This is a genomic window from Pseudomonas sp. PVC-5-1, from assembly GCF_057444345.1.
This window is the reverse complement of record NZ_CM172024.1, coordinates 4,473,712-4,500,445: the sequence shown is the minus strand read 5'-3', so window position 1 is coordinate 4,500,445 and position 26,734 is coordinate 4,473,712. Positions and strand designations below refer to the sequence as shown.

25 protein-coding genes are annotated in these 26,734 nt (G+C 63.2%); 7 read left to right on the top strand and 18 right to left on the bottom strand.

All coding sequences use genetic code 11. From position 1 onward, the window contains the following. Positions 1 to 65: 65 nt before the first annotated feature. The gene (locus AC2T3R_RS20615) at positions 66 to 668 is read left to right on the top strand and encodes a peroxiredoxin (RefSeq protein ID WP_003254945.1); all 603 of its coding nucleotides are present in this window, start codon (positions 66 to 68) and stop codon (positions 666 to 668) included. A 159-nt stretch (positions 669 to 827) separates the two neighbouring features. Here the strand turns inward: AC2T3R_RS20615 and rnt are convergent, their stop codons facing one another. Then, positions 828 to 1,439, bottom strand: coding sequence for a ribonuclease T (rnt, locus tag AC2T3R_RS20610; protein WP_230388460.1), 612 nt, complete (start codon positions 1,437 to 1,439; stop codon positions 828 to 830). A gap of 59 nt (positions 1,440 to 1,498) precedes the next feature. Then, the gene (pyrC, locus tag AC2T3R_RS20605) at positions 1,499 to 2,545 is read right to left on the bottom strand and encodes a dihydroorotase (RefSeq protein ID WP_015271562.1); all 1,047 of its coding nucleotides are present in this window, start codon (positions 2,543 to 2,545) and stop codon (positions 1,499 to 1,501) included. A 130-nt stretch (positions 2,546 to 2,675) separates the two neighbouring features. Between pyrC and AC2T3R_RS20600 the strand changes: the two genes are divergently transcribed. Together AC2T3R_RS20600 and AC2T3R_RS20595 are read left to right on the top strand one after the other, a co-directional pair. After that, the gene (locus AC2T3R_RS20600) at positions 2,676 to 3,593 is read left to right on the top strand and encodes a flagellar protein MotY (RefSeq protein ID WP_486744195.1); all 918 of its coding nucleotides are present in this window, start codon (positions 2,676 to 2,678) and stop codon (positions 3,591 to 3,593) included. A gap of 156 nt (positions 3,594 to 3,749) precedes the next feature. After that, a complete protein-coding gene (locus AC2T3R_RS20595) occupies positions 3,750 to 4,967 on the top strand; it encodes an argininosuccinate synthase (protein ID WP_013973956.1) in 1,218 nt (405 codons plus the stop codon). 57 nt (positions 4,968 to 5,024) lie between these two features. Here AC2T3R_RS20595 and AC2T3R_RS20590 read toward each other — a convergent pair whose 3' ends face one another. Continuing rightward, positions 5,025 to 5,507, bottom strand: coding sequence for a hypothetical protein (locus tag AC2T3R_RS20590; RefSeq protein ID WP_013973955.1), 483 nt, complete (start codon positions 5,505 to 5,507; stop codon positions 5,025 to 5,027). Between the two features lie 364 nt (positions 5,508 to 5,871). Here AC2T3R_RS20590 and AC2T3R_RS20585 point away from each other — a divergent pair, with 364 nt between their 5' ends. Then, entirely contained in the window at positions 5,872 to 6,492 is a 621-nt protein-coding gene (locus tag AC2T3R_RS20585; RefSeq protein WP_015271559.1) for a response regulator transcription factor, read from the top strand. Between the two features lie 43 nt (positions 6,493 to 6,535). Here AC2T3R_RS20585 and AC2T3R_RS20580 read toward each other — a convergent pair whose 3' ends face one another. The 7 genes from AC2T3R_RS20580 to metG all read right to left on the bottom strand — a co-directional run bounded on the left by AC2T3R_RS20580 (position 6,536) and on the right by metG (position 12,300). Then, a complete protein-coding gene (locus AC2T3R_RS20580; RefSeq protein WP_003258006.1) occupies positions 6,536 to 6,712 on the bottom strand; it encodes a PA3496 family putative envelope integrity protein in 177 nt (58 codons plus the stop codon). Positions 6,713 to 6,816: 104 nt separating this feature from the next. Further along, positions 6,817 to 7,455 (bottom strand): endonuclease III, encoded by a 639-nt coding sequence (gene nth, locus AC2T3R_RS20575; RefSeq protein WP_013973953.1) that lies wholly within the window; start codon positions 7,453 to 7,455, stop codon positions 6,817 to 6,819. Between the two features lie 4 nt (positions 7,456 to 7,459). Continuing rightward, positions 7,460 to 7,984 carry an Rnf-Nqr domain containing protein gene (locus tag AC2T3R_RS20570; protein WP_486744194.1) on the bottom strand — a complete coding sequence of 175 codons (525 nt, stop codon included), beginning with the start codon at positions 7,982 to 7,984 and terminating at the stop codon, positions 7,460 to 7,462. Next, entirely contained in the window at positions 7,977 to 8,579 is a 603-nt protein-coding gene (locus AC2T3R_RS20565) for an RnfABCDGE type electron transport complex subunit G (protein ID WP_015271557.1), read from the bottom strand. The genes AC2T3R_RS20570 and AC2T3R_RS20565 overlap by 8 nt, the downstream gene beginning before the upstream one ends. After that, positions 8,576 to 9,550, bottom strand: a complete 975-nt coding sequence (locus AC2T3R_RS20560; protein WP_486744193.1) for an RnfABCDGE type electron transport complex subunit D — start codon at positions 9,548 to 9,550, stop codon at positions 8,576 to 8,578. Before AC2T3R_RS20560 ends, AC2T3R_RS20565 begins: the two co-directional genes overlap by 4 nt. Next, complete coding sequence (locus tag AC2T3R_RS20555) at positions 9,547 to 10,095, bottom strand: Rnf-Nqr domain containing protein (protein WP_486744192.1); 549 nt, start codon at positions 10,093 to 10,095, stop codon at positions 9,547 to 9,549. Before AC2T3R_RS20555 ends, AC2T3R_RS20560 begins: the two co-directional genes overlap by 4 nt. 165 nt (positions 10,096 to 10,260) lie before the next feature. Then, positions 10,261 to 12,300, bottom strand: a complete 2,040-nt coding sequence (gene metG, locus AC2T3R_RS20550) for a methionine--tRNA ligase (protein ID WP_015271555.1) — start codon at positions 12,298 to 12,300, stop codon at positions 10,261 to 10,263. Positions 12,301 to 12,458: 158 nt separating this feature from the next. On the opposite strand from metG, the gene apbC reads away from it, so the two are divergent. Further along, positions 12,459 to 13,553, top strand: coding sequence for an iron-sulfur cluster carrier protein ApbC (apbC, locus tag AC2T3R_RS20545; RefSeq protein WP_015271554.1), 1,095 nt, complete (start codon positions 12,459 to 12,461; stop codon positions 13,551 to 13,553). Between the two features lie 186 nt (positions 13,554 to 13,739). On the opposite strand, the gene AC2T3R_RS20540 is transcribed toward apbC, so the two are convergent. After that, complete coding sequence (locus AC2T3R_RS20540) at positions 13,740 to 13,949, bottom strand: cold-shock protein (RefSeq protein ID WP_003254922.1); 210 nt, start codon at positions 13,947 to 13,949, stop codon at positions 13,740 to 13,742. Positions 13,950 to 14,277: 328 nt separating this feature from the next. On the opposite strand from AC2T3R_RS20540, the gene dcd reads away from it, so the two are divergent. Then, positions 14,278 to 14,844, top strand: a complete 567-nt coding sequence (gene dcd / locus AC2T3R_RS20535) for a dCTP deaminase (RefSeq protein ID WP_486744191.1) — start codon at positions 14,278 to 14,280, stop codon at positions 14,842 to 14,844. 93 nt (positions 14,845 to 14,937) lie between these two features. Beyond that, positions 14,938 to 15,165 (top strand): hypothetical protein, encoded by a 228-nt coding sequence (locus AC2T3R_RS20530; protein WP_015271553.1) that lies wholly within the window; start codon positions 14,938 to 14,940, stop codon positions 15,163 to 15,165. Positions 15,166 to 15,175: 10 nt separating this feature from the next. Here the strand turns inward: AC2T3R_RS20530 and pdeM are convergent, their stop codons facing one another. From pdeM to AC2T3R_RS20495, 7 genes are all read right to left on the bottom strand, one after another. Continuing rightward, a complete protein-coding gene (pdeM, locus tag AC2T3R_RS20525) occupies positions 15,176 to 15,829 on the bottom strand; it encodes a ligase-associated DNA damage response endonuclease PdeM (protein WP_486744190.1) in 654 nt (217 codons plus the stop codon). Beyond that, positions 15,826 to 18,279: a ligase-associated DNA damage response DEXH box helicase gene (locus tag AC2T3R_RS20520; RefSeq protein ID WP_486744189.1), complete on the bottom strand. Its 2,454-nt coding sequence runs from the start codon at positions 18,277 to 18,279 to the stop codon at positions 15,826 to 15,828. The genes pdeM and AC2T3R_RS20520 overlap by 4 nt, the downstream gene beginning before the upstream one ends. A 67-nt stretch (positions 18,280 to 18,346) precedes the next feature. Further along, on the bottom strand, positions 18,347 to 19,462 hold the full coding sequence (locus AC2T3R_RS20515; RefSeq protein WP_486744188.1) for a succinylglutamate desuccinylase/aspartoacylase family protein: 1,116 nt from the start codon (positions 19,460 to 19,462) through the stop codon (positions 18,347 to 18,349). Positions 19,463 to 19,683: 221 nt separating this feature from the next. Next, entirely contained in the window at positions 19,684 to 21,342 is a 1,659-nt protein-coding gene (locus AC2T3R_RS20510) for an ATP-dependent DNA ligase (RefSeq protein WP_410953224.1), read from the bottom strand. Further along, positions 21,339 to 22,355, bottom strand: a complete 1,017-nt coding sequence (locus AC2T3R_RS20505) for a ligase-associated DNA damage response exonuclease (RefSeq protein ID WP_402912567.1) — start codon at positions 22,353 to 22,355, stop codon at positions 21,339 to 21,341. The genes AC2T3R_RS20510 and AC2T3R_RS20505 overlap by 4 nt, the downstream gene beginning before the upstream one ends. A 105-nt stretch (positions 22,356 to 22,460) precedes the next feature. Next, positions 22,461 to 24,902 (bottom strand): penicillin acylase family protein, encoded by a 2,442-nt coding sequence (locus tag AC2T3R_RS20500; protein ID WP_486744187.1) that lies wholly within the window; start codon positions 24,900 to 24,902, stop codon positions 22,461 to 22,463. 378 nt (positions 24,903 to 25,280) lie between these two features. Then, positions 25,281 to 26,621: an aminotransferase-like domain-containing protein gene (locus AC2T3R_RS20495; RefSeq protein ID WP_486744186.1), complete on the bottom strand. Its 1,341-nt coding sequence runs from the start codon at positions 26,619 to 26,621 to the stop codon at positions 25,281 to 25,283. Positions 26,622 to 26,734: the final 113 nt, after the last annotated feature.

The window sequence follows — 26,734 nt, the reverse complement described above, 5'->3', positions numbered from 1 at the left end:
TGTTGGATGTCGGGCAAGCCCGTCTGGCCCGGCAAACGGTTTTTCACCCTCATCAGGAGATTACAATGAGCGTACTCGTTGGTAAGAAAGCCCCCGATTTCACCGTTCCGGCCGTGCTGGGCAACGGCGAGATCGTCGACAGCTTCAACCTGGCTTCGGCCATCAAGGGCAAGTACGGCCTGGTGTTCTTCTACCCGCTGGACTTCACCTTCGTCTGCCCGTCCGAGCTGATCGCCCTGGACAACCGCATCCCTGACTTCCAGGCGCGCAACGTGGAAGTGATCGGCGTGTCGATCGACTCGCACTTCACCCACAACGCCTGGCGTAACACCCCGGTCAACAACGGTGGTATCGGCCAGGTCAAGTACACCCTGGCTGCCGACATGACCCACGAAATCTGCAAGGCCTACGACGTCGAGTCCGAAGGCGGCGTAGCCTTCCGTGGCGCCTTCCTGATCGACACCAACGGTGTTGTTCGTTCGCAGATCGTCAACGACCTGCCACTGGGCCGCAACATGGACGAGCTGCTGCGCCTGGTCGACGCCCTGCAGTTCCACGAAGAGCACGGCGAAGTCTGCCCTGCCAACTGGAAAAAAGGCGACAAAGGCATGAACGCTTCGCCGGAAGGCGTTGCTGCCTACCTGAGCGAGAACGCTGGCAAGCTGTAATTGCCGCGTGCATGAAAAAACCGGCCCTTGTGGCCGGTTTTTTTGTGCCGTCCTGTGCCGGCCTTTTCGCGGGCTTGCCCGCTCCCACAGGAATAGCACAATGGCTGAGGCCACTGCAGTACCGGTGGGAGCGGGAATGCGCGCGAACGCTTTTGCAGATCAATCGTTGAAATCGCGCCAGCCGCCCATCTCTTTCCAGCGGTTGACGATGCCGCAGAACAGCTCGGCCGTCTTCTCGGTGTCATAGCGCGCCGAGTGCGCCTCACGTCCGTCGAAGTCGATGTCGGCGCTCTGGCAGGCCCGCGCCAGTACGGTCTGGCCATAAGCCAGGCCCGCCAGGGTAGCGGTGTCGAAGCTGGAGAACGGGTGGAACGGGTTGCGCTTCAGGTCATTGCGCGTCACCGCCGCATTGAGGAAGCCCAGGTCAAAGCTGCTGTTGTGGCCGACCAGGATCGCCCGCTTGCAACCATTGGCCTTGAGCGCCTTGCGTACGCCACGGAAGATGTCGGTCAGCGCACTTTCTTCGCTGACTGCCATACGCAGCGGGTGGTCCAGCTTGATCCCGGTGAATTCCAGCGCGGCCGCCTCGATGTTGGCGCCCTCGAATGGCTCCACGCGGTGGAAGTAGGTGTGCTCGGGGAACAGGAAGCCCTTTTCGTCCATGCCGATGGTGACTGCGGCAATTTCCAGCAGGGCATCGGTAGCGCTGTTGAAGCCGCCGGTTTCAACGTCTACCACTACCGGCAGATAGCCGCGGAAACGCTCGGCCATCGGATGGCGCGAGCCGCTGCTGCCTTGGGTGTCGAGGTCGTCTTCGTAGAGGTCTTCGCTCACGCGTTTTCCTCCAGCAGGCGCCAGCGCAGTTTTTCGCCGGCGCGCAGCGGGACTACGGTCTGCTCGCCAAACGGCAGGCTATCCGGGGCGGTCCATTCTTCGCGGACCAGGGTAATGGTGTCGGTGTTTGCCGGCAGGCCGTAGAACGCCGGGCCGTGCAGGCTGGCAAAGCCTTCCAGCTTGTCCAGCGCGTTCCGCTGCTCGAACGCTTCGGCGTACATCTCGATGGCTGCGTACGCGGTGTAGCAACCGGCGCAACCGCAGGCGGCTTCCTTGGCGTGTCGGGCGTGTGGGGCCGAGTCGGTACCCAGGAAGAACTTCGGGTTGCCGCTGGTGGCCGCATCCAGCAACGCCACCTGATGGGTGTTGCGCTTGAGGATCGGCAGGCAGTAGAAGTGCGGGCGAATGCCGCCAACCAGCATGTGGTTGCGGTTGTACAGCAGGTGCTGCGCGGTGATGGTCGCGCCGACGTTGGCCGGGGCCTCGGTGACGAACTGCGCGGCATCGCTGGTGGTGATGTGCTCGAACACCACCTTCAGTGTCGGGAAGCGCTCGACCACGCGGCGCATATGCTCGTCGATGAAGCGCTTCTCGCGGTCGAACACGTCGATCTCGCTACGGGTCACTTCGCCATGCACCAGTAGCGGCATGCCAACTTCCGCCAGCGCCTCGATGGCCGGGAAGATGTTGTCGATGCTGGTCACGCCCGAGTCTGAATTGGTGGTGGCGCCAGCAGGGTACAGCTTGGCGGCATACACGAAACCGCTGGCCTTGGCCGCGCGGATGTCCTCGGGGCTGGTGCGGTCGGTGAGGTACAACACCATCAGCGGCTCGAAGCGGCTGCCAGCCGGGCGGGCGGCCAGGATGCGCTCACGGTAGGCGCCGGCCTCTACGGCATTGCGTACCGGCGGAACCAGGTTGGGCATGATGATGGCACGGGCGAAAGTACGCGCCACATCGCCAACGGTGTGGGGCAGGACGGCACCATCGCGCAGATGGATGTGCCAGTCGTCGGGACGCAGGAGGGTCAGGCGATCGGACATTGGGGATTCCAGGCGGGTCGAACTCAAGCCCCAATGCTACCGGAAAACCCTGGGTGGAGCACGGCTATCAAGTTTTCCGCCAGGCGTCCGATAGCCTGCAGGTAAGCCGTCAGAATTTGTGGAGCCGCCCGTGCGCCAGCGTTACCTAGCCCTGTTGACCCTGTTCGCCAGCCTGCCGGCCGGTGCGCTGACCTTCCAGACGCGCATGGAAAACATTGCCTGGAAGGTCGAGGGTGACCAGTTCGAATGCCGGCTGATCCAGCCGATCGACGGTTTCGGCAGTGGCGAGTTCGTGCGCCGCGCGGGCGAGCAGCCTGTGTTCCAGTTGCGCTCGGACAGCAACGTACTGGGGGCGGGCACGGCCACATTGCTGGCAGCTGCTGCGCCGTGGCAGCCTGGGCGCAGCGACATCAATCTGGGCAGCGTGCGCATGGCCCGTACCGGGGTGTTGTTCAGTTCGTCCCAGGGCCAGGCCAGTCGCCTGATCAACGGCCTGCTCGATGGGCGCAGCACGGTGGTACGCAATTATGCCGGCGAGGCGGGCAGGCCGATGGAAGTGCGTGTGCTGCCGGTCAGCTTCGCCAAGGCCTACAACGACTATCAGGCCTGTGCCGGCAAGCTGCTGCCGATGAACTACGATCAGGTGCGTCAGACCCAGGTGGGCTTCCCCGGGGGAGGCTTCGAGCTGGATGGCGCGGCCAAGGCACGGCTGGACGTGATCCTCGACTACATCAAGGCTGACCCGACCGTTAACCATGTAGAGCTCAACGGCCACTCCGACAACAGTGGCAATCGCCTGACCAATCGCGACATGTCGCGCCGCCGGGCACTGGCGGTAGCCGACTACCTCAAGGCCCATGGCGTTCCGGAAGAGCAGATTACCGTGCGTTTCCATGGCGAGCGTTACCCATTGGCCAAGAACAACAGTGCTGCCAACCGGGCGCGTAATCGTCGGGTGAATATCGAACTGGATAGGGTTGCGGTAATCGAGAAGCCGGTTGAGAAGCCTGTCGAAAAGGCCCCTGAGTCAACACCTGCCAAGTCCTGAAGGCTGCTCCCATACGGCATTTCATAATTTCCGATGGTAAGTCGCCCTTCCGAAACTTCTTGTCGCTTTGTCGTCAGAAGCTGTCGCCCCACTGTAAATTTATCCGTAACGTCGTTAGAATCGATCCCTTTCCGTACAACCCCGTGGAGTGATGGCATGGCGGACGTAAAAAAGGTCGTACTGGCGTATTCCGGCGGCCTTGATACTTCGGTGATTCTCAAGTGGCTGCAGGATACCTACAACTGCGAAGTGGTGACCTTCACCGCTGACCTGGGGCAGGGCGAAGAGGTCGAGCCGGCTCGTGCCAAGGCCCAGGCAATGGGCGTTAAAGAGATCTACATCGACGACCTGCGCGAAGAATTCGTGCGTGATTTCGTGTTCCCGATGTTCCGCGCCAACACCGTCTACGAGGGCGAGTACCTGCTGGGTACTTCCATCGCCCGTCCGCTGATCGCCAAGCGCCTGATCGAAATTGCCAACGAAACCGGCGCCGACGCCATTTCCCACGGCGCCACCGGCAAAGGCAACGACCAGGTGCGTTTCGAATTGGGTGCCTACGCGCTGAAGCCAGGCGTCAAGGTAATCGCCCCATGGCGTGAGTGGGACCTGCTGTCCCGCGAGAAGCTGATGGACTACGCCGAGAAGCACGGCATCCCGATCGAGCGCCACGGCAAGAAGAAGTCGCCGTACTCGATGGACGCCAACCTGCTGCACATCTCCTACGAAGGCGGTGTCCTGGAAGATACCTGGACCGAGCACGAAGAAGACATGTGGCGCTGGAGTGTCTCGCCTGAGAACGCCCCGGATCAGGCTACCTACATCGAGCTGACCTACCGCAACGGTGACATCGTTGCCATCGACGGTGTCGAGAAGACTCCGGCCACCGTCCTGGCCGACCTGAACCGTATCGGTGGTGCCAATGGCATCGGCCGTCTGGATATCGTCGAGAACCGTTACGTCGGCATGAAGTCGCGCGGTTGCTACGAGACCCCTGGTGGCACCATCATGCTCAAGGCCCACCGTGCCATCGAGTCGATCACCCTGGACCGCGAAGTCGCTCACCTGAAGGATGAGCTGATGCCGAAGTACGCCAGCCTGATCTACACCGGCTACTGGTGGAGCCCGGAGCGTCTGATGCTGCAACAGATGATCGACGCTTCGCAGGTCAACGTGAACGGCGTGGTACGCCTGAAGCTGTACAAGGGCAACGTCACCGTTGTCGGCCGCAAGTCGGACGACTCGCTGTTCGACGCCAACATCGCTACCTTCGAGGAAGATGGCGGCGCCTACAACCAGGCGGATGCAGCTGGCTTCATCAAGCTCAACGCCCTGCGTATGCGCATTGCTGCCAACAAGGGCCGCTCGCTGCTCTGATTGCCGTCATGTGCAGCAAGAACCCCGGCTCAGGCCGGGGTTTTTTTTTCTGTGGAATCAGTGGCCGTCGTTTGCCACCTGTTCATCAAGCGCGCTGATCGATAGTTGCGCGCACTGGCGTCTGTCCAGGTTGCAAAAGCGCCAGGTGCGAGATTGCTGAGGCGGTTGGGCGAGGGCGGACAGCAATTGCTGCTCCATCATGCGATAGGCATCGGGGCCGGAAAACATGAACGTGACAGGCTCGCCCTGCAGCGCTTCGCCGGTACTACCGGGAATTGCATGCTTGGCCACATCACTCGGTGTCGATGTGTTGTCGTTTGGCGTCCTGTTTGGCGACGGGTCGTAGAACGACTTGTAATTGAAGTTGAGCGTGAGGAAGAACAGTGCCGTCAGGAAGAATGGGAAGCCCACCAGGAACCAAGTATAGAGCTTTTGACTGGACTCGCTGAGAAACGGCAATGTGGCAAGGGCGGAGGCTTCGATAATCCCTGCGAAGATGGCAATGATCGTCAGCGGGGCGACAGGTTGTACTTGGTGCATATGGGTCGTCTCCAGCGATTTTGCACATCTTTGCCTTACGGCGCTGCTCAACTAAAGACTGGATTGTTTCCCGGGTGAGAATAATCGCTCGAAATCCTGGTGGCGTTGCCTGTTCAGGCATTTGAATTGAATATTTCCCGAGGTATCGGCCGGTTTTCAACTGGTGCACTTTTACAGGCCGGTGATACCGTTCATTCGGTAACAGGGAATTTGATTGTTACAAGTACATCAGTTGAGTGTAGGAAATTTCTGTAAGTGTTGTAGGTTCCATCTGTTCATATATTTCGCCGGTAAATCACCGCGCCAGCAGGCGCTCTGTAGGTTATCTTGGCGGGCCAAAGCAAAAGCAATGAATGGATATCGCATGAATAAAGTGCTTATCGTGGATGATCATCCGGTCATACGCCTGGCCGTACGCATGCTGATGGAGCGGCATGGGTATGACGTCGTGGCGGAAACCGACAACGGAGTGGCTGCGCTGCAACTGACACGGCAACACCTGCCGGATATCGTGGTGCTCGATATCGGCATCCCCAAGCTGGATGGCCTGGAAGTAATCACCCGCATGACGGCCTTCAGTCCGGGCAGCAAGGTGCTGGTGCTGACATCGCAGGCCCCCGGCAACTTCTCGATGCGCTGCATGCAGGCGGGGGCGGCGGGGTATGTGTGCAAGCAGCAGGAACTCACCGAACTGCTGAGCGCCATCAAGGCCGTACTGTCGGGCTACAGCTACTTCCCCAACCAGGCCCTGCATGTATCACGTGGAAGGGGGGGGAGCGAGACGGACATGGTCAACCGCCTCTCGGCACGGGAGATGACCGTGTTGCAGCAGCTGGCGCGAGGGCGTTCCAACAAGGAAATTGCCGACAGCATGTTCCTCAGCAACAAGACGGTCAGTACCTACAAGTCGCGCCTGTTGCTCAAGCTCAATGCACGGTCGCTGGTCGACTTGATCGAGCTGGCGCAACGGCAAGGGTTGAGCTGATCGCCAAGGCCGTAAAGCCTCCAGCCAGGAGGCTTTGCCAAGGTTACAGATCGTAGTCGAAGTCGGCCAACTGCTTCTGCAGGCGCCTTTCCTCCAGCATATTGTCGATGGTGCGGCGCTTGCTCAGGTTGGTCTTTGCGGTTTCCACCTGGGGTTCCGCTTCGTCATCTGCGGCAACAAAATCATCTTCGATCGACAGGTCGTCTTTATCGCTACTCATGAGTCGCTCCAAGCCAAGGGGCCATTGGCCGTCCTTATAACCAGAAAGCAGACGCTGGTAAAAAAGATTTTTTCAATCGCAGTGTGTGGTTTCGAGCTATCGACTCAATCGTCGGAGGTCTTGTGCTTGTACTCGCACAAGTCTTCAATCCGGCAACTGCCGCAGCGTGGCTTGCGTGCCTGGCACACATAGCGCCCGTGCAGGATCAGCCAGTGGTGGGCGTCGAGCAGGTAATCCTTTGGTACGAACTTGATCAGCTTTTTCTCCACTTCCAGCACCGTCTTGCCTGGCGCAATGCCCGTACGGTTGCTGACCCGGAAGATATGGGTATCCACGGCCATGGTCGGCTGGCGGAACGCTGTGTTGAGCACTACGTTGGCGGTCTTGCGGCCAACGCCGGGTAGCGCCTCCAGGGCTTCGCGAGTCTGCGGGACCTGGCTGTCATGGCGTTCGATCAGCAGCCGGCAGGCTTCGATAACGTTCTTCGCCTTGCTGTTGTACAAGCCAATGGTCTTGATGTACTCACTCAGGCCTTCGACGCCCAGCGCATAGATGGCCTCGGGGGTGTTGGCGACCGGGAACAGGCGTGCGGTGGCCTTGTTGACGCCGACATCGGTGGATTGCGCAGACAGTGTCACGGCGACCAGCAACTCGAACGGGGTGGTGTACGCCAGTTCGGTCTTCGGGTCGGGGTTGTCTTCGTGCAGCCTGCGAAAGATCTCCAGGCGTTTGGCGGCATTCATGAAATCAGAGCTTTCCTTGATGACGTGATTGGGCAGGGCCCGGACGCAGACGATTGTACAAGGCCAACAGCAGTCCGAGCAGCAGCAAGGCGCCCGGGGCCAGGCTGGCCAGGTGCAGGCCGATACCGTCGGCCAGCCATTGGCGGCTGGCACCAAGCAGCAGGCATGTGGCAAACAACGCGCAAAGGTGGCCGGCGAGCAGGCGCCAGCGCCCTTGATCGGGCAGTAGGTAGTCAATGGCCAGGCATTGCAGGCACAGCAGTGCGGGATAGTGGCCGAGGGCGAGTGCCAGTGGCAGCAGCCAGGCACGCAGTGCCATTTGCAAGCAACTGGCCAGGGCCGCCAGAACCAGCAGGCTGGCCAGTACATAGGTCCAGGTGGCGGACCGTCGGCGCAGGGGTGCCATTGATAGCTGGTGAAGGCTGCTCAGCAGCACTGCGCACACGCCTATGGTGGCGCCTTCGCTCAGTGTTCGGGTGGCGCCCAGCAGAGGCACCAGGCTTGCGCCGAGCAGGTAGAGCCTATTCATGCGTGGCGCCCTCCAGCAATACGCTGCGCTGCTCATCGAAGTAGCTCAGCGCTTCCTGTAGCGCGACGATCACTGCACGTGAGGTCACGGTTGCGCCGGCCAACTGGTCAAAGTCGCCCTGGTCGCGCTTCAGCGCCCAGTGGTCGCCCAGCTGACGGTTGGCAAATTGCCCCAGCCAGTTCAGCTGCGCATCACCCAGGCGTGCACCCAACCCAGGGCTTTCCTGGTGCTCGACCACCTGGCTGCCGATCAGTCGGCCGTCCGCTGCGATGGCCACGCTCAGCACGATAGGCCCGGCATAGCCCTGGGCCTTTGTGACCAGTATGACGGCGGCCGGTTTACCCGCCAGCGTTGCCCGGTAAGCTGCCAGGATGCGGCTGTTTGGCCGCTGTGCGGCGGGCCTAGGCAACGGGCTGTCCAAAGGTTGGTTGTCGTAACTGCCTTCTGGCAACACCGCCAGCCGCTGGCGGCTATTCAGTTGCTTCTCGGCGTCGGCGATGGCTGCGCTGGTCCAGTGCCGCCAGGCCAAAGTGGTCGACAGCGCCAGTGCTCCGGTCAGGAGCAACAAACCCACATCACGTACCAGGCGCTTCATCGGGCAACCTGCTGGCGCTGCAGAGCCAGGCGTTCGAGGCTCGGCGCCATGAGGTTCATGAGCAGGACGGCGAACGCTGTACCGTCCGGGTAGCTACCCCAGGTGCGGATCAGATAGATCAGCAGGCCCGCCCCCAGGCCGAAACCCAGCTTCGCCCACTCCTGCCGGGGCCCGGACACCGGTTCGGTGGCAATGAAGAACGCCGCCATCATTGTCGAGCCGGAGAACAGGTGCACCAGGGGAGAGCCGTTGGAGTCCGAGCCCGAGCCATTCCAGCCCAGCAGGCTGAACAGGAACAACCCAGCCAGCAGACCGGCCGGCGCATGCCAACTGATAACCTTGCGTTGCAGCAGGAACAGGCCGCCCAGCAGGAACGCCAGGTTGACCCATTCGCTGCCCCGTCCACCGATGCTGCCGAAGCCCGGGTGACCGGCGAACAGTTCATCGATGGTCAGGCTGTGGTTGTGGCGAAGGCCGTCGAGCAGCGTCGGCCTGGCCCAGGCATCGATCTGCTCGCCGCCGGCGAACACCAGCTGCAGGCTGTCGAGCAGGCCTGGTGCCGGCCCCGGCCAATGGTTCATCTGCAACGGGAAGCTCAGCAGCACGAAGGCGTAGCCGACCATGGCCGGGTTGAACAGGTTGCGCCCAACCCCGCCAAAAGCCTGCTTGCCGATGCCGATGGCAACGCTGGTAGCGACCACCGGCAACCACCAGGGTGCCAAGGTGGGCAGGGCGGCGGCCAGCAGCACGGCGGTCACCAGCGCGCTGCCGTCGTTCAGCGCCGTGCGCAGCGGTTGTGCTCGCAAGGTAAGCAACAGCGCCTCGCACAGCAGCGCGGTGCTGGCGCACAGCAACAGGTTCAGTAGCAAACTCCAGCCATGCAGCCAGAACAGCGTCAGCAGGCCAGGTACGCAGGCCAGCAACACCAGGCCCATGCTGGTGCGTAGCCGCGGGTCGGGCTTGGCGGTCATTGGGCGAACAGCCCGTTGAAGCCGGAAAACGCCATGGCCATTATTCCGGCCCCAAGCAGTTCGATGGGCAGGCCGCGCATTGCCCCGGGGACGTCGGCATGAGCGCTGCGCTGGCGCAGGTCGGCGAACAGCACCAACGCCAGCCAGAAGCCGCCGCCGGCCAGCAGGCCTTGCAGCAAGGTAGCGAGCCATGTGCTTTCGTCGCTTGCCTGTTGCAGGGTCAAGCCCAGTACTACCGCGTTGCTCAACAGCAGCGCGGGCAGTTGCGTCACCGGCCAGCTCGGGCGCCATCTTGTCAGTAGCCATGGTACGCCCCAGGCAAGCACGGCCAGCCAGGGCAACAACAGGAACAGGGCAAGGTCCTGGGCTTGCAGTGGGGCAAGCACCCCGCGCACCAGTAGTTGTGCGCCGATCACGCCCAAGGCAATGCATAGTGCGCAGGCGAGGCCGTGCACGTGGAGGTGCAGCCTTGGGAATGGCTGTTGTTGCAGGCACAGGTGATTGACCAGCGCAGCGCTGATCAGTACCAGGATGTAGTCGCTCATGAGATGACGATAGCCGGGAATCGGGGCGATTGTCCGGGTTTGGCATCAAGGTGCCGGAGTCATTGTGAGAGCGGGCGTGCCCGCGAGCACCGGCAACGCCAGTGCCATGCACCGCGTAGTCAGTTTCGCGGGCACGCCCGCTCCCACAAGGTCCAGCAGGTTTTGTTACTTGATGCGCTGGCCTGGCTTGGCACCGCTGTCCGGGCTCAGCAGGTAGATCTCTTCACCGCCAGGCCCGGCCGCCATGACCATCCCTTCGGACACCCCAAAGCGCATCTTCCGTGGTTTGAGGTTGGCCACCATCATGGTCAGGCGGCCTTCCAGCTGGGACGGGTCGGGGTAGGCCGACTTGATGCCGGAGAACACGTTGCGGCGCTCGTCACCGATGTCCAGGGTCAGTTGCAGCAGCTTGTCCGCGCCCGGTACGGCCTCGGCCTTGACGATCAGCGCCACGCGCAGGTCGACGGCAGCGAAGGTGTCGAACTCGATTTCCGCCGACAGCGGGTCCTTGGCCAGCTCGCCATTGCCGGCCGGGGCCTTGGCTTCGGCGGCCAGCAGGTCTTCCTTGCTGGCGGCGACCATGGCTTCGACCTTGGCCGGTTCGATGCGGCTCATCAGCGCCTTGAACGGGTTCAATTGGTGGTTTTCCAGGCGCGACAGGTGGTCGTTCCAGGTCAGTGGTGCCACGTTGAGGAAGGCCTCGGCGTCGGCAGCCAGTACCGGCAGCACCGGCTTGAGGAAGATCACCAGCTGACGGAACAGGTTGATGCCTTGGGCGCAGATGGCCTGCACTTCATCCTGCTTGCCTTCCTGTTTGGCCAGCGACCATGGGGCCTTGTCAGCGATCCAGGCGTTGGCGCGATCGGCCAGCGCCATGATTTCGCGCATGGCACGGCCGAAGTCGCGGCCTTCATAGGCGTCGGCGATCGACGGGGCGGCCGCCAGGAAGGCTTCGGTCAGCTCCGGTGCAGCATCGCCAGCCACCATCACGCCTTCATTGCCCTTGTGGATGAAACCGGCGCAGCGGCTGGCGATGTTAACCACCTTGCCAACCAGGTCGGAGTTGACCTTCTGTACGAAGTCTTCCAGGTTCAGGTCCAGGTCATCGACGCCACGGCCCAGCTTGGCGGCGTAGTAGTAGCGCAGGTATTCCGGCTGCAGGTGGTCGAGGTAGGTGCGGGCCTTGATGAAGGTACCGCGCGACTTGGACATCTTGGCGCCGTTCACGGTCAGGTAGCCGTGCACGTTGACCGCGCTCGGCTTGCGGAAGCCCGCGCCTTCGAGCATGGCTGGCCAGAACAGGGCGTGGAAGTTGACGATGTCCTTGCCGATGAAGTGGTACAGCTCGGCCTTGGAGCCTTCGTTCCAGAACGCGTCGAAGTCCAGCTCCGGGCGGCGTGCACAAAGGTTCTTGAAGCTGGCCATGTAGCCGATCGGTGCATCCAGCCACACGTAGAAGTACTTGCCTGGCTCGCCTGGGATCTCGAAGCCGAAGTACGGCGCGTCGCGCGAGATGTCCCACTCCTGCAGGCCCGAGTCCAGCCATTCGGCCAGCTTGTTGGCTACCGCGTCCTGCAGCGTGCCGCTACGGGTCCACTGCTGCAGCATGGCCTGGAAGTCCGGCAGCTTGAAGAAGAAGTGCTGGGAATCACGCAATACCGGGGTGGCACCAGAGATGGCCGACTTGGGGTTCTTCAGCTCGGTGGGCGCGTAGGTGGCGCCGCATTTCTCGCAGTTGTCGCCGTACTGGTCTTCGGCCGCGCACTTGGGGCAGGTGCCCTTGATGAAGCGGTCGGCGAGGAACATGCCCTTTTCCGGGTCGAAATACTGGGTTACCGAACGGGTGGCGATGTGCCCGGCGTCTCGCAGGCGCGCGTAGATCAGGCCCGACAGCTCGCGGTTTTCTTCGCTGTGGGTGGAGTGGAAGTTGTCGAAGTCCACCAGGAAGTCGGCGAAGTCGCTGCTGTGTTCGGCCTGGACGTTGGCGATCAGCTGTTCCGGGGTGATGCCTTCTTTCTCGGCGCGCAGCATGATGGCCGAACCGTGGGCGTCGTCGGCGCAAACGTAGATGCACTGGTTGCCGCGCAGCTTCTGGAAGCGGACCCACATGTCTGTCTGAATGTACTCGAGCATATGGCCAAGGTGGATCGATCCGTTGGCATAGGGCAAGGCGCTGGTGACGAGAATCTGACGTGGCTCGGACATGGTGGCTCGGCTACTTATCTGGCGACGGGGTAAAAATGAGGTTGATCGGCCACTATAAAGGGCTGGCGAAGATATTTCACCCCGCATGCACATCTGCTGACGATTGACGGGTTAGGATAGGCGTCTGTTTTACATTCAGTTTGCCATTGGGAGTCTCCATGAGTGCCGTCACCCGTGCCGCCGTCGAAGGCGTGCTTCGCCAGTACACCGACCCCTACCTGAACCAGGACCCGATCAGCGCCGGCTGTGTGCGCGCAATCGATATCCAGGGCGGCCAGGTCAGCGTGCAATTGCAACTGGGTTATGCCGCAGGGCTGTTCAAGAATGGCTGGGCCCAGGTGCTGCAGACCGCCATCGGCAACCTGGAGGGCGTCAGCAGTGCCCAGGTGTCGATCGACTGCGTGGTGGCTGCGCACAAGGCCCAGGCTCAGGTGCCGGCAATGGCCAACGTCAAGAACATCATCGCCGTGGCCTCGGGCAAGGGCGGTGTGGGCAAGTCGACCACCGCGGCCAACCTGGCCCTGGCGCTGGCTCGCGAGGGCGCGCGGGTGGGTATTCTCGATGCCGATATCTATGGCCCCAGCCAGGGCGTGATGTTCGGCATCGCCGAAGGCACCCGCCCGCAAATTCGCGAGCAGAAGTGGTTCGTGCCGATCAAGGCCCATGGCGTGGAAGTCATGTCCATGGCGTTCCTTACCGACGACAACACGCCGATGGTATGGCGTGGCCCTATGGTTTCCGGCGCGCTGCTGCAGCTGGTGACCCAGACTGCCTGGGACGACCTGGATTACCTGGTGATCGACATGCCGCCGGGCACCGGAGACATCCAGCTGACCTTGGCGCAGAAGGTACCGGTTGCCGGATCGGTGATCGTCACCACCCCGCAGGACCTGGCCCTGCTGGATGCCAAGAAGGGCGTGGAGATGTTCCGCAAGGTCAACATCCCGGTGCTGGGCGTGGTGGAGAACATGGCCGTGCACATCTGCTCGAACTGCGGCCATGCCGAGCACCTGTTCGGCGAAGGCGGTGGCGAGAAGCTGGCGAGCCAGTATGGCGTCGACCTGTTGGCGTCGTTGCCGCTGTCGATGCTGATTCGCGAGCAGGCCGATAGTGGCAAGCCGACGGCGATCGCCGAGCCGGAAAGCCAGATTGCGATGGTCTATCAGGAGCTGGCCCGCCAGGTGGGCGCGCGGATCGTGCTGCAGGAAGCTGCTGCGCCGGCGATGCCAAGCATTACCATCAGCGAAGATTGACCTGTCAGATCGCGTCGCTCTCTTCGGGGGCTTGCCCGCTCCCACAGGGACTGCACAGCATTTGAAGCTTGTGTTGTACCTGTGGGAGCGGGCAAGCCCGCGAAGCAGGCGACTCGGTCTTTCGGTCAGGCATAAAAAAACCCGCCGGAAGGCGGGTTTTTTGAAAGCTAGGAAGCTTCGATCGACTTAGGCGATCTGAACTTCTTCAGCCTGCATGCCTTTCTGGCCGCGGGTAGCGACGAAAGTAACAGCCTGGCCTTCTTTCAGGGTTTTGAAGCCGTCAGCTTGGATGGCTTTGAAGTGCACGAACAGGTCGTCGCCCGACTGAGGGGTGATGAAGCCGTAGCCTTTCTCATCGTTGAACCACTTAACAACACCGGATTGACGGTTGGACATTTTTCTGTCTCCTTGGACAATTTGATAACGGTCAGGAAAAACCCTGGCCGGGACTGAGCGCAAAGAGAGCAGAAAATTCAGCGATGGGCCGATCAGGATCGTGCATCAAACTAGAGATTCTCGGTGTCACGTGCAGCACAGTGGCGCCACCTTACCCCACTTTCCGCAACCTGCCAATGGTCAGAAGGCGCTTTACGCAAATTCGGATCGACGGCGGCTGAAGCCCCCGCCCGGCGCGGGATGAGGCATGGAACTTTAACCTGGGCGCCGGGACCGGTAAGATGCGCGTCTCGAATTTTCACCTCGCAACTCTTCAGGACACCCCGCCATGAGCATCAAATCGGACAAGTGGATTCGCCGCATGGCGCAGGAACACGGCATGATCGAGCCGTTCGTCGAGCGCCAGGTGCGCGGCGAACAGGACAGCCGGGTGATCTCCTTCGGCGTCTCCAGCTACGGCTACGACGTGCGCTGCGCCGACGAATTCAAGGTGTTTACCAACATCAATTCGGCCACCGTCGACCCGAAGAACTTCGATGCAGGCAGTTTCGTCGACATCAAGAGCAACGTGTGCATCATCCCGCCGAACTCCTTCGCCCTGGCGCGTACCGTCGAGTATTTCCGCATTCCGCGTGATGTGTTGACCATCTGCCTGGGCAAGAGCACCTACGCCCGTTGCGGCATCATCGTCAATGTCACCCCGCTCGAGCCCGAGTGGGAAGGCCATGTGACACTGGAGTTCTCCAATACCACCACGCTGCCGGCGAAGATCTACGCCAACGAAGGTGTGGCCCAGATGCTGTTCCTGCAGTCCGACGAAGAATGCGAAGTGTCGTACAAGGACCGTGGCGGCAAGTACCAGGGCCAGCGCGGCGTCACCCTGCCGCGTACCTGAGCCGACAAGCGCGGGGAATTCCCCGCGCCTTTGGCACTCCAACTGGATAACGCCGGTACGCATGACGCGTAGCGGCCTTGCCAGGAGCAGCCAATGAAACTCCACCCCGCAATCAGTGCCAAGCTGGCAGGCCTGCAGCCCAACCACGTCGGGTTGCTACCATGGTCACTGCTGGCACACCCGCTGCCGATGCAGGCGGGGGGCGTGCCCCACCAGCCTGACCCGGATACCCCGCAACCGCCGGAGCCCGGTGATACACCACCCATGGAGCCGGGCGAGCCGACCCTGCCGGACGAGCCTCCACCGGCACCTGTAGCCTGAGTGATCCGGGCTAGAGCGGCCAGACGCGGTCTGCACCGGTCAGGAACACCCGGCTGGCGCCCGTGGGGGCGATTTCCCAACCCCCGGTAAATTCACCGAACGCCGGCAGCAGGCTGACCTGTCCATCGATCAGGAAGCAGGGCAATCGCAGGCGTTGCCGAGCCTTGCCGCGCAGGACGAATACCGGGTGTACGTGCCCTGCCAACACCGGTTGGGTCGGGTGGGGGCGGGGTTCGTGCTGTAGCGCAAAGGGTTCCAACAGCCAAGGTTCGCTCACGACTTCGATACCGAGTGACGCGGGCGGGTCACCGGCGTTTCGATCGTGATTGCCGCGGATCAGCACGATTTTCAGGATTCTGTGGCGCTCTCGCCAGGCCTGCAGCGTTGCCAAAGTTGGCGGCGCCTGCGCTGCGCGCGCATGCAGAAAATCGCCAAGAATGATCAGTTGCTCGCAATCATGCCTTGCCAGCAATGCATCCAGGCGGGAGAGTGTCGCCTCGGTGGTGCCGCGCGGTACTGGTTGGTGCAAGGCGCGATAGCTTGCTGCCTTGCCGATGTGCACGTCGGCCACCAGCAGGGCATGACGGGCTGGCCAGTAGATGGCCTTGTCCGAAAGCAGCCAGAGCACTTGGCCATGGTGTTCGATGGGTAGAAGGTTGGTCATTCCGTAGCGTCCGCCGCACTGTTCAGCTCCGCGACCATCCTCGCAATTCGGTCCGCCAGTCTCTCGGTGCTCAACGTTTCGCGCATGCCTTCCACCAGCAAGGCAAATGCCAACGGTCCGGGCCGCTTGAGTGGTCGCAGTTCCAGCTGTAACTGCCCCATCTTCAGCAATTGCCGGTGCAACCGCTCGATCTCCAGCTCCTCATTCAGCACCTCGTCCCGTGCCTGGGCCAGCAGCAGGTTGCCGGTGTCATGCTTGCGAAATACCTCATAGAACAAGCCGCTGGAGGCCTGGATCTGCCTGAGGCTTTTCTGCGCCGCCGGATACCCGCCAAACACCAACCCGGCAATCTGTGCGATCTCGCGAAAACGACGCAACGCCATTTCTCCTGCGTTGAGGCTGGCCAGCACATCATCCAGCAGGTGTTCGGTACCAAGTGCCTGCGGCAGGTGCGTCGTCCAGTCCACCTTGCCTGGACTGAGCAGTTCGAAACCGTAGTCATTGACCGCAATCGAAACCGAAAGCGGCTGCACGCGGCTCACCCGCCAGGCGATCAGGTTGGCCAGGCCAAGGTTGGCCATGCGTCCGGCGAACGGATACAGGAACAGGTGCCAACCCTGGCGCGACTTGAAGGTTTCTGCCAGCAGCGTTTCGGTGGTGGGCAGCGCCGACCATTGCGCCTGCAAGGCCAGCAGGGGGCGTACTGCTCGCATCTCCGGGCTTTGAAAGCGCCCTTGGGATGCTGCGCCGAGCTGCTCGACCAGTGCGTCGGCCAGTTCGCTGGAGAGCGGCATGCGGCCACCATTCCAGCGTGCAACCGCTGCCTTGCGCGCGGTACTGCGGCGTACGTAGGCCGTCATGTTTTCCACGCGCACCAGTTCCAGCACTCGCCCGGCGAACACCAAGGTGTCGCCAGGGCGCAAACGGGCAATGAACGCCTCTTCGACGCTGCCCAGCGCCTTGCCCCCACCACCCTTGCTCCAGTACTTGAGCTGCAGGCTGGCGTCGCTGACGATGGTACCGATACTCATGCGGTGGCGACGTGCCAAACGTTCGCTGGCAACCTTGTAAGTGCCGTCGGGCTGGCGCTCGACGCGCTGGTAGTCTGGGTAGGCGCTGAGTGAGCTGCCGCCATGGCAGACAAAGTCCAGCGCCCATTGCCACTGGCTGTCGCGCAATTCGCTGAAGGCCCAGGTACTGCGCACTTCGGCCAGCAACTGCTGCGGGTGAAAGCCGCTGCCCAAAGCCATGCTTACCAAGTGTTGCACCAGCACGTCCATGCACAAGCGCGGCGAATGCCGGGCTTCGATGTGCCCGGCTGCCAGGGCGTGCCTGGCGGCGGCTGCTTCCACCAGTTCCAGGCTGTGGGTGGGCACCAGAGTAACCCGGGAGCGCCGCCCCGGCGCATGGCCGGAGCGCCCGGCCCGTTGCACGAGGCGGGCAATGCCCTTGGCGGAACCGATCTGCAGTACTCGCTCCACGGGCAGGAAGTCCACCCCCAGGTCCAGGCTGGAGGTGCAGATCACTGCCTTCAGGTTGCCTTGCTTGAGGCTGCGCTCGACCCAGTCACGGGTATCGCGGGCCAGTGAGGCATGGTGCAAGGCAATCAGTCCGGCCCACTCGGGGCGTACCTCGAGCAGGGCCTGGTACCAGAGTTCGGCCTGCGCCCGAGTGTTGGTGAAGACAAGGCAACTAGTGCTGGCATCGATCTCCCGGCTGACCTGATCGAGCATCTTCAAACCCATGTGCCCGGCCCAGGGGAAGCGCTCGATGGCCGTTGGCAGCAGGGTATCGACCTGCAACTGCTTGTCCTGTCGGCCTTGTACCAGCAGGCCGCCTTTTGGCAGCAATACGTCCAGCGCATGTTGGAGATTGCCGAGGGTCGCGGACAGGCCCCAGGTCGGCAGGCTCGGGTGCCAGTGGCGCAGGCGGGCCAAAGCCAGTTGCAGTTGTACCCCACGCTTGTTGCCCAGTAGTTCGTGCCATTCGTCCACCACTACCAGGCGCAGTGTGGCGAAGTCTTCGCGAGCTTGTGCCCGGGTCAACAGCAGCGTAAGGCTTTCAGGGGTAGTGACCAGTACGCTGGGCAGGCGCCGTGCTTGCCGGGCACGTTCGGCACTGCCGGTGTCGCCGCTGCGAATGCCCACGCTCCAGGGCAGGCCCAGGTCGTCCAGCGGCATTTGCAGTGCGCGGGCGGTGTCGGCGGCCAAGGCTCGCATGGGGGTAACCCACACCACCTGCAAGGGTGCTGCATGACGCCCTTGGGCTTCGGCCTTGAAGGCCCTCAGTGCGGCGAGCCATACCGCGTAGGTCTTGCCGGCACCGGTACTGGCATGCAGCAAGCCGGATTCGCCCCGTTCCACGGCGGCCCAGACACGGCGCTGGAAAGCGAAAGGCTTCCAGCCACGCTTGGCGAACCAGGCCTTGGCGAGGTCGGTGGCGGCGGGCATGGGGCATAGGGTCCTTCGGTGGCTGTGTTTCTACAGACAACCAGTCAGGCGCAATGGTTTTACCGGATCAGTTTGCCAGCAGATAGCCGCTGCGGCACACCTGCTCGCCTGCGACGTGGGCGATGACCATGCCTGCGGTAGCCATGCGCCGTACGTTACGTGCATACAGCAGGCCGGGCTGGCTGTTGTGGATGGCCGTCACCCGGTCGCTGAGCGGGTCGATGACTTCAGCGATCAACTGGCCCGCCTCCAGGTGCTGGCCTGGCCGGGCGTGGTACACCAGCAACCCGCCCAGTGGCGTTATCACCGGTTCTACTGCGGCCAGCGGCGTGGCCGGGCAGCGCAAGGCGGGCAGGGCCGGGCTTGCGCCTTCGATGACCCCCGCATGGGTAAGGAAGTCGAGGATCGCCTGGCAGTCCTTGCTGGCCAGGTCGTGGCTGACATCGGCCTGGCCGCGCAGCTCGACGGTGACCGAGCAGCAGCCCAGCGGAATCGGGAACCGTTTGCCGAAGCGTTGCTGCAACTGCCACCAGACCAGGCTGAAGCATTCATCGAACGACTGCCCGCCAGAGTCGGTGGCAAGCAGGCTGGCTTGGGCACCCAGGTAGCGGGCCAGAGGTTCGATCTGCGGCCAGGCGTCTGGCGTGGTGTACAGGTGCTCGACCGCCTCGAAGTCGCAGTGCAGGTCCAGCACCATGTCGGCATCGCAGGCAAGGCGCTGCAATATCAGGCGTTGGGCCTGCAACGGTGTGCGCGCCGGGTGTGCGTCCAGCCCCCGCCGCAGGTATTCGCGGATCAGCGCGAGGTTGTGTGCCGGGTCTTCGGTCAGGTGTTCTTCGATCTGGTCGCCGATGCTGTCGGAAAGATCGACGAAGTTACGGTTGAAGTTCTCGCCGCTTTGCAGTTCGAAACGCCCCAGCGGCGCGTCCAGCAGCACCTGTTCCAGGCCGACCGGGTTGGCCACCGGCACCAGGATGATCTCGCGCTGCAGGCGGCCTTGCTGTTCCAGTTCACCCAGGCGGCGCTTGAGGTGCCAGGCCACCAGCATGCCGGGCAGCTCGTCGGCATGCAGCGAGGCCTGGATATAGACTTTGCCGCCACCGCGAGGTCCGAAGTGGAAGCTGTGCAACTGGCGGGTGATGCCCGGAACGGGCGAGAGCAGGTCGTGAGTTGAATGGTGCATGGTGGTCCTGGGTGCGTGGCGAAAACGGTCTGCGACACAGTCGGCACAAAGATGGAAGCACAGTTTTCGGGCTTGCGCCTCCTTCGATTGCGCCCCGATTACCGTCGGCTTCTTCGCGGGCGTGCCCGCTCCCACAAGGAACTTCACAATCCTCCCGGCCTGTGATGAACCTGTGGGAGCGGGCGAGCCCGCGAAAAAGCCAACGCGGTATCGAAATGGTTTCAGGCCAGCAGCGCCTGCAATGTAGCCAGGTCATCCGCTTCTTCCACTGGCTTGTCCAGCCGCCAGCGCAGCATCCGCGGAAAGCGCACGGCGATGCCGCTCTTGTGCCTCCTGGACAGGGCGATGCCCTCGAAGCCCAACTCGAACACCAGCGTCGGCGTCACGCTGCGCACCGGCCCGAAGGTTTCAACCGTGGTCTTGCGGATGATGGCGTCGACCTTGCGCATTTCTTCGTCACTGAGCCCTGAATAGGCCTTGGCAAAGGGGACCAGTGCCCGACCCGGCGTACCGGCTGGCGCGTCCCACACGGCGAAGGTGTAGTCGCTGTACAAGCTGGCCCGCCGGCCGTGGCCGCGCTGGGCATAGATCAGCACGGCATCGACGCTGAACGGGTCGATCTTCCACTTCCACCAGGTGCCCATGTCCTTGGTGCGCCCCACGCCATACAAGGCCTCGCGCTGTTTCAGCATCAGCCCTTCCACCCCCAGGCTGCGGGACTGTTCGCGCTGGCAGGCAAGGTCGGCCCAGTCCCGGCCTTCGAGTAGAGGCGAGAGCAACACCGGGGCCAATGGGTGCTCCTCAAGCACGTGTTCCAGCTGCTGGCGGCGTGCATGCTGCGGCCGGCTGCGCCAGTCCTCGCCTCGCCATTCCAGCAGGTCGTAGGCCTGCAGCACGACCGGTGCGTCGCTCAGCAGCTTCTTGCCCAAGGTCTTGCGTCCCAGGCGCTGCTGCAACAGGGCAAATGGCTGCACGGCCAGCTCAGCCGCTGAGCCACCAGGTTTCCAAACCAGGATCTCGCCATCGAGCACGACACCGTCGGGTAACGTCTGCGCCAGGCTGTGCAATTCGGGGAAGCGTTCGGTGACCAGTTCCTCACCGCGCGACCAGACCCACAGCTGGCCTTCGCGCTTGACCACCTGGGCACGAATGCCGTCCCATTTCCACTCGATTTGCCATTCGCTCGGCGGCCCGAGCAGTGTATCTAGCTGTTCGGTTGATACCTGCAGGGGGTGGGCCAGGAAAAACGGGTAGGGCTGGCCGCCACGCAAGCTATGTTCATCGTCTGATTCCGGGGCTATCAGCCGTTGATAGCTGGCTGCCGTCGGGCGGTGGCTGATGTCGGTGTAGCCAACCAGGCGCTGGGCCACGCATTTGGCATCCAGCCCGGCCAGTTGCGCGAGGGCGCGAGTGACCAACAGCTTCGATACGCCCACGCGAAAGCTGCCAGTGATGAGTTTCAGGCAAAGCATCAGGCTGGGGCGGTCCAGCTGGGCCCAAAGAGGCGGCAGGCGTTGCTGGATCTCCTCGACTGGCAGGCCGCGCAATGGCAGCAGATGGGCTTCGACCCAGCGGGCGAGGCCGTCGTCGCCAGGGTGGTGGCTTTCCGGTACCAGCAGGGAAATGGTTTCGGCCAGGTCGCCAACGGCCTGGTAGCACTCCTCGAAAAGCCAGTCAGGCAGCCCCGCCAACCTGCCGGCCAGCTCCCGCAGCACGCGTGTAGGCACCAGTTGGCGAGGGCGGCCACCTGCCAGGAAGTACACCGCCCAGGCGGCATCCCCAGCCGGGGCGGTGCTGAAATATTCGCGTAGCGCCGTGAGCTTTGCAGTGCTGGAGGTAGTCGCATCCAGCCTCAGGTACAGCTCGGCGAATGCTTTCATGCGTCTGGCTCCGCGGCTACCACGTCATCTTCCTCGCCGTACTCGGTCACGAAAGCGCGGGCATCGAGGCCTTGTTCGATGAGGTAGCGCACCAGCACATTGACCGAGCCATGGGTGACCATCACGCGTTCTGCGCCAGTCTGGCCGATGGCCCAGAGCAACCCCGGCCAATCGGCATGGTCCGAGAGCACGAAGCCTCGGTCTACCCCGCGCCGGCGGCGGGTGCCGCGCAACAGCATCCAGCCACTGGCAAAGGCATCGCTGTAGTCGCCGAAACGGCGCATCCAGCTGCTGCCACCCGCCGAAGGCGGTGCCAGGACCAGTGCCTGGCGCAGCAGCGGGTCGTTGCGTGGGATATCGCCGACATAGCGGGTTTGCGGAAGGTAGACGCCAGCGTCCCGGTACACCCGGTTGAGTGGTTCGACAGCGCCATGCACGAGGACAGGACCAATGTTGGCGTCCAGCCCATGGAGGATTCGCTGGGCCTTGCCGAAGGCATAGCAGAACAGCACGCTGGCTTTGCCCTGTTCGCTATTGGCGCGCCACCAGGTATTGATGCCGGTGAAGATCTCGCCCTGGCTGGGCCAACGGTAGATGGGCAGGCCGAAGGTCGATTCGGTGATGAACGTGTGGCAGCGCACCGGTTCGAACGGCGTGCAGGTGCCGTCGGGCTCCACTTTGTAGTCGCCGGAGGCGACCCAGACCTCGCCCTGGTACTCCAAGCGCACTTGCGCCGAGCCCAGTACATGCCCGGCCGGGTGCAGGCTAAGGGTTACGCCATGGTGCAGCAGGCGTTCGCCGTACGGCAGGGTTTGCAGGTCGATGTCCTGGCCCAGGCGGCTGCGCAGGATGCCGGCGCCTGGGGCGGCGGTGAGGTAATGGCGGTTGCCGACGCGGGCATGGTCGCCGTGGCCGTGGGTGATGACGGCACGCTCCACCGGCCGCCAGGGGTCGATGTAGAAATCACCTGGCGGACAGTACAGGCCTTCGGGGCGGGCGATGACGAGGTCCATGGCATGGGCGCTGGCTTGGGTTACCAGTTAGGAACCATGGTAGGTGCGGGAAGTTCGACTGGAGATGGTTGGGGCTCAAAGTGGCCCCAACAAAGGCGCCATTGTTTATTTCCCAGGTACCAACGTCAAACGCTGGTTGCCATACGCCCGCCCGAAGTTCTGCTGCTGCAGTGGCAGGCTCATGAAGCGCCCTTGGAACCAGGCATCCAGCCCATCGCTGTAATGCGTGCTGGCCGGGTTGCCGGACTGCCCGCTGCTGGTCAGCACCTGCAACGGCTCGGCCTGGCCGAAGTCGACGATCATCCGTGCCGAGGCCGGCAGGCGGGTGTCGAATTCGCTGCCCCAGGCATATGGCGTCAGGGCCAGGGTGGTGAAGTCGCCACCGGCAGCCAGCGGCGGGCGACCGAGGGCATCGCCCAGGCCATGGTAGGCCGGTGCAGGCCAGCGGTACTGGTGCAGCTTGCCCCACTGCCAGGCGCGGCGGTCGGCGCCCAGTTGCGCGATGCCGGCATCCACCGCGCCCGCCAGGCTGCGGGCGAGAATGGCCGGCTTGTCTTCTTTCTGCGGGGTGCTGCGGTCATCCCAGAACGGGCTGTCGTCGCGGCCCAGCAGGTGGTCAGCCTGCGCCGAGAACGACAACCGCGCATTGCTGACGAAGGCCTGCCAGGCCGGGCCGGATTCCGGGCCCAGGTCGTCGAGGAAGGTTTGCCGGGCGACTTCCTGGAGGAACAGTTCGTACAGTGCGGCATCGGCCGACACCGGGCTCAGGCGGCCATCGAAGGCCTTGAGCCGGGCCAGCGCGTCGCGGGCATTGTCGCGCTGTGCGGCGGGCAGGGCGTCGATCGCCTGCTTGAGCGGCTGGGCCATGCCCGGGGCGTCGAACATCTGCTTGAGCTTGTCGGCCAGCAGGGTGGTCTGGTCGTTCTGCAGGGCCATCAGGCTGCGGCTGTCGTGGCGGCCATTGCCGGCCAGCTGGGCCAGGCGCTCGGCGCGCTCGGGGTAGTACCAGGTGCTGGACAGCTGCATGCCATAGCCACGCGGCAGGCTGCGCTGGTTGGCGTGGCCGATCCAGCCGGCGGGCGGGTCCTGGTCGTAAGGGTGCAGCATCGGGTCGGCATACCCGTCCCAGTCGTAGCGCCCGTCCCAGCCCGGCGACGGCAGCAGGCCCTGGCCTTCGCGACGGTTGGGGTAGCGGCCACTGACTTGCCAGCCGATGTGCTCAGGTTCGGCGAAGACGAAGTTGAGGGCGGCGGCGGTCACTTCACGGGTACTGTCGAAGGCACGCTCCACGCTCTTGGCACGGGTCAGGTCGAACAGCGCATCCAGGCTGCGGTCGCCCTTGAACTGTGGCAGGTTCAGCGCCAGGCCCAGGCTGGCATTGCCTGGCTGGGCCAGCAGGGTGCCGTGGCGGGTGTCGTACATCACCTCGCGCAGCGGGCGCTGGCCGCGGACGAAGAAGGTTTCGCTACGGGCGCGGGCCGGCAGCCATTTGCCGTCGGCGAGGTAGCTCAGTTGGCTGCCCTGGTAGCGCAGTTGCTCCAGATACAAATCCTGGTTGTCGGCCATGACCGCGCTGCTGCTCCAGGCCAGCTTGCCGTTGTAGCCGGCCAGCACGATCGGCAGGCCAGGCAACGACAGGCCGGCGACCTGGTACTTGCCGGTGTGGATCTGCACCGGGCTCAGGGCCCAGGCGGCTCGGCTGTCGCTGGCCAGCAAGCTTTTGCCGCTGCGGCTGCGCTGCGGCGCCAGGGCCAGGTTGGCCGAGCCCGGGCTGCCCAGAAGGTCGAGGTCGGCCAGCTTCTGGCTGGCGGCTGCCAGGGCTGGCAGCCCCGGCAACTGGCTGGCCAGGTTCAGGCCCTTGAGCTTGTCCACTTCGGCTTCGGCCAACGGCTCGTCCGGGGCACCGGGTAGCAGCCAGGCCAGCTTGTCGCTGCCGGCTTTTTGCGCCAGGGTCAGGGCGCTCAGTTCTTCCTGCAGGTTCACCGACTGGCTGAACGCATACAGGCTGAAGATCAGTGCCGAGTCCTCGGGCTTCCAGTATTCGGGGCGGTATCCACTGCTGGCCAAGCCGGCGGGCAGCTTGTCGCGGTAGCGGAACAGGTAGGCGTTGACCCCGCGTGCATACACTTCGAAGAAGCGCTTGAGCCGTGGCGACGCGTCGGCGTACTGCTGGGCGGCGCTTTGCTTGAGGTTGGCCGCGCGCATCAAACGGTCGATGTCCAGCGCGTCGCTGCCGGCCAGTTCTGCCAGGCGGCCCTGGGCCAGCAGGCGCATGGCGACCATCTGCTCGATGCGGTCGCCGGCATGCACATAGCCCAGGCTGAACAGGGCGTCATGGAAGCTGCTGCTTTCGATCAGTGGTGCGCCCATTGCGTTGCGCCGTACCGAGACGTTCTGCGCCAGGCCCTTGAGTGGCTGCACACCGCTGGTCGGCGGCACGCTGTCCTGGTAGCCGCCCGTCTGGCAGCCGGCCAGCACGAGCATGCCGAGCAGCGTGGCAGCGGTTGCGAACCGCGGGCGGAATGGAGGAAAGGCGGGGGCGGCCATGACAAGGGCTCCTGCAAGGCGTGGCGGGTTTCGAAAGGCGCTAAGGTAGTGAGCGCGCAGGCGCCGTGCAAGGTCCCTGGGCGGTTTATTTTTTGTGCTTGGCGTGGGGTGTATGGTGCCTGTCAGATCGAGCGCCGCCCGCGCGGCGCTTCGCAGCACAAGGCTGCTCCTACATTTGTTTCAGGCCAATTATTCCTGTGAGGTTTGTGCGCGAACGCTTTGGCGCATGGCTCGATATCGCGTTGTACGAACAAGGCGGTCGCGTGCACTGGCATAGGCATTACTGGCCCGAAACAGATGTAGGAGCAGCCTTGTGCTGCGAAGCGCCGCGCGGGCGGCGCTCGATTTGCGCGCCACCTCAAAAATCAAGACATGCAATCAAACCTTGAAATGTTCGGCCACGGCGTCGGAAAAGTGCGTGCAATTGATGCGAGCAAGGCGTTGATAGTCACGGCTGACGGCGAAGGCAGAGCCTGGCATCAATAGCACCTTGTGCTGTTCCAGGCGACGCATGAAGGGCTTCAGGTCGGCCAGTTCGGGGTGGTAGACCCACAGGAACATGCCACCTTGGGGCGTTATGTCGAATTGCCAGCCACGCGCCCGCAACAACTGCTGGGTCTGCGCCTGCTGCCGGATCAGGCGCTGCTGCAGGTCTTGCATGTGCCGGGCATAGGTGCCGTCGGACAAAATGGTGTTGACGAAGCGCTCGCAAAACGCCGGTACCGCCACGCAGGTCAGCAGCTTCAGGCGTGTCAGCGGCTCCATCAGCTCTGCCGAGCATGCGATGTAGCCCACGCGCAATGAGGCGGACAGGCATTTCGAGAAGCTGCCGATGTAGATGACCCGCTCAAGGTCGTCCAGTTCGGCAAAGGTCTGGCGCACACCCGGGCTGAAGTCGCCGTAGACATCGTCCTCGACCACGAAGAAGTCGTGTTCCACCGCCAGGCGCAGGACGCTGAAGGCATTGTGCGGGCTGATGTTGCCGCCGGTCGGGTTGTGGAAGGTGCTGTTGCAGAAGAACGCCTTCACCTTGTGCCTGGCCAGGTGCTCCTTCATGTCCTCCACGCTTGGTCCGTCCTGGGTTCGGCGCACCCCGACCACGTGGCCGCCGGCCAACTGGATCAGTTTGATCAGGTTGCCGTTGCCGGGCTCGTCGACGAACACGTGATCGCCTGGCTTGATCAACAACCGCGCCACCAGGTCCAGCGCTTGTGTGGCGCCCAGCGTAGTCAGCAACTGGCTTGGCCGGGCATCGACACGGGTCAGGCGTTTCAGGTGCACGCACAGCTGTTTGCGCATGGGCAGGTAGCCCTGGATGTCGCCATATTCCGCCAGCGAACTCTGCTCCAGCCGCGCCGTGCGCCGAATCGCCTTGGCCAGCAGCTCGGTGTCACGCCAGGCGGGTGGCAGCCAGCCGCTGCCCAGTTTGATGTAGTGCTGGCCCCCCTGCAGCAGCTTGAACAGCGGGTCGCCGGCCATGCCTGCGGGCGCATCCACCGCGCTGGTTTGCCGTGTGTGGCTGGCGACGAAGTAGCCGCGGCCAGGAATGGCGGTCAACACACCTTCGCTGACCAGCCGGGCATAGCTGGAGACGACATCGTGGTAGCTGCAGCCAGCCGCCGCCGTCAGCTTGCGGATGGACGGCATGCGCTGGCCGGGCAGCCATTCGCCGGCTTCGAGGCGCTGTTTCAACTGGTCATGAAGGCTGTGCGGGCGCATGGCGGGTCCAGCTGCTGTTAGAAAAAACAGCCTAACAGTTAACCGGAAAGCGCGTCGACTGTTCGAATTTCAGGGCGTGGCAGATGCGACCATGCGCCTGTCGGCATCTTTCC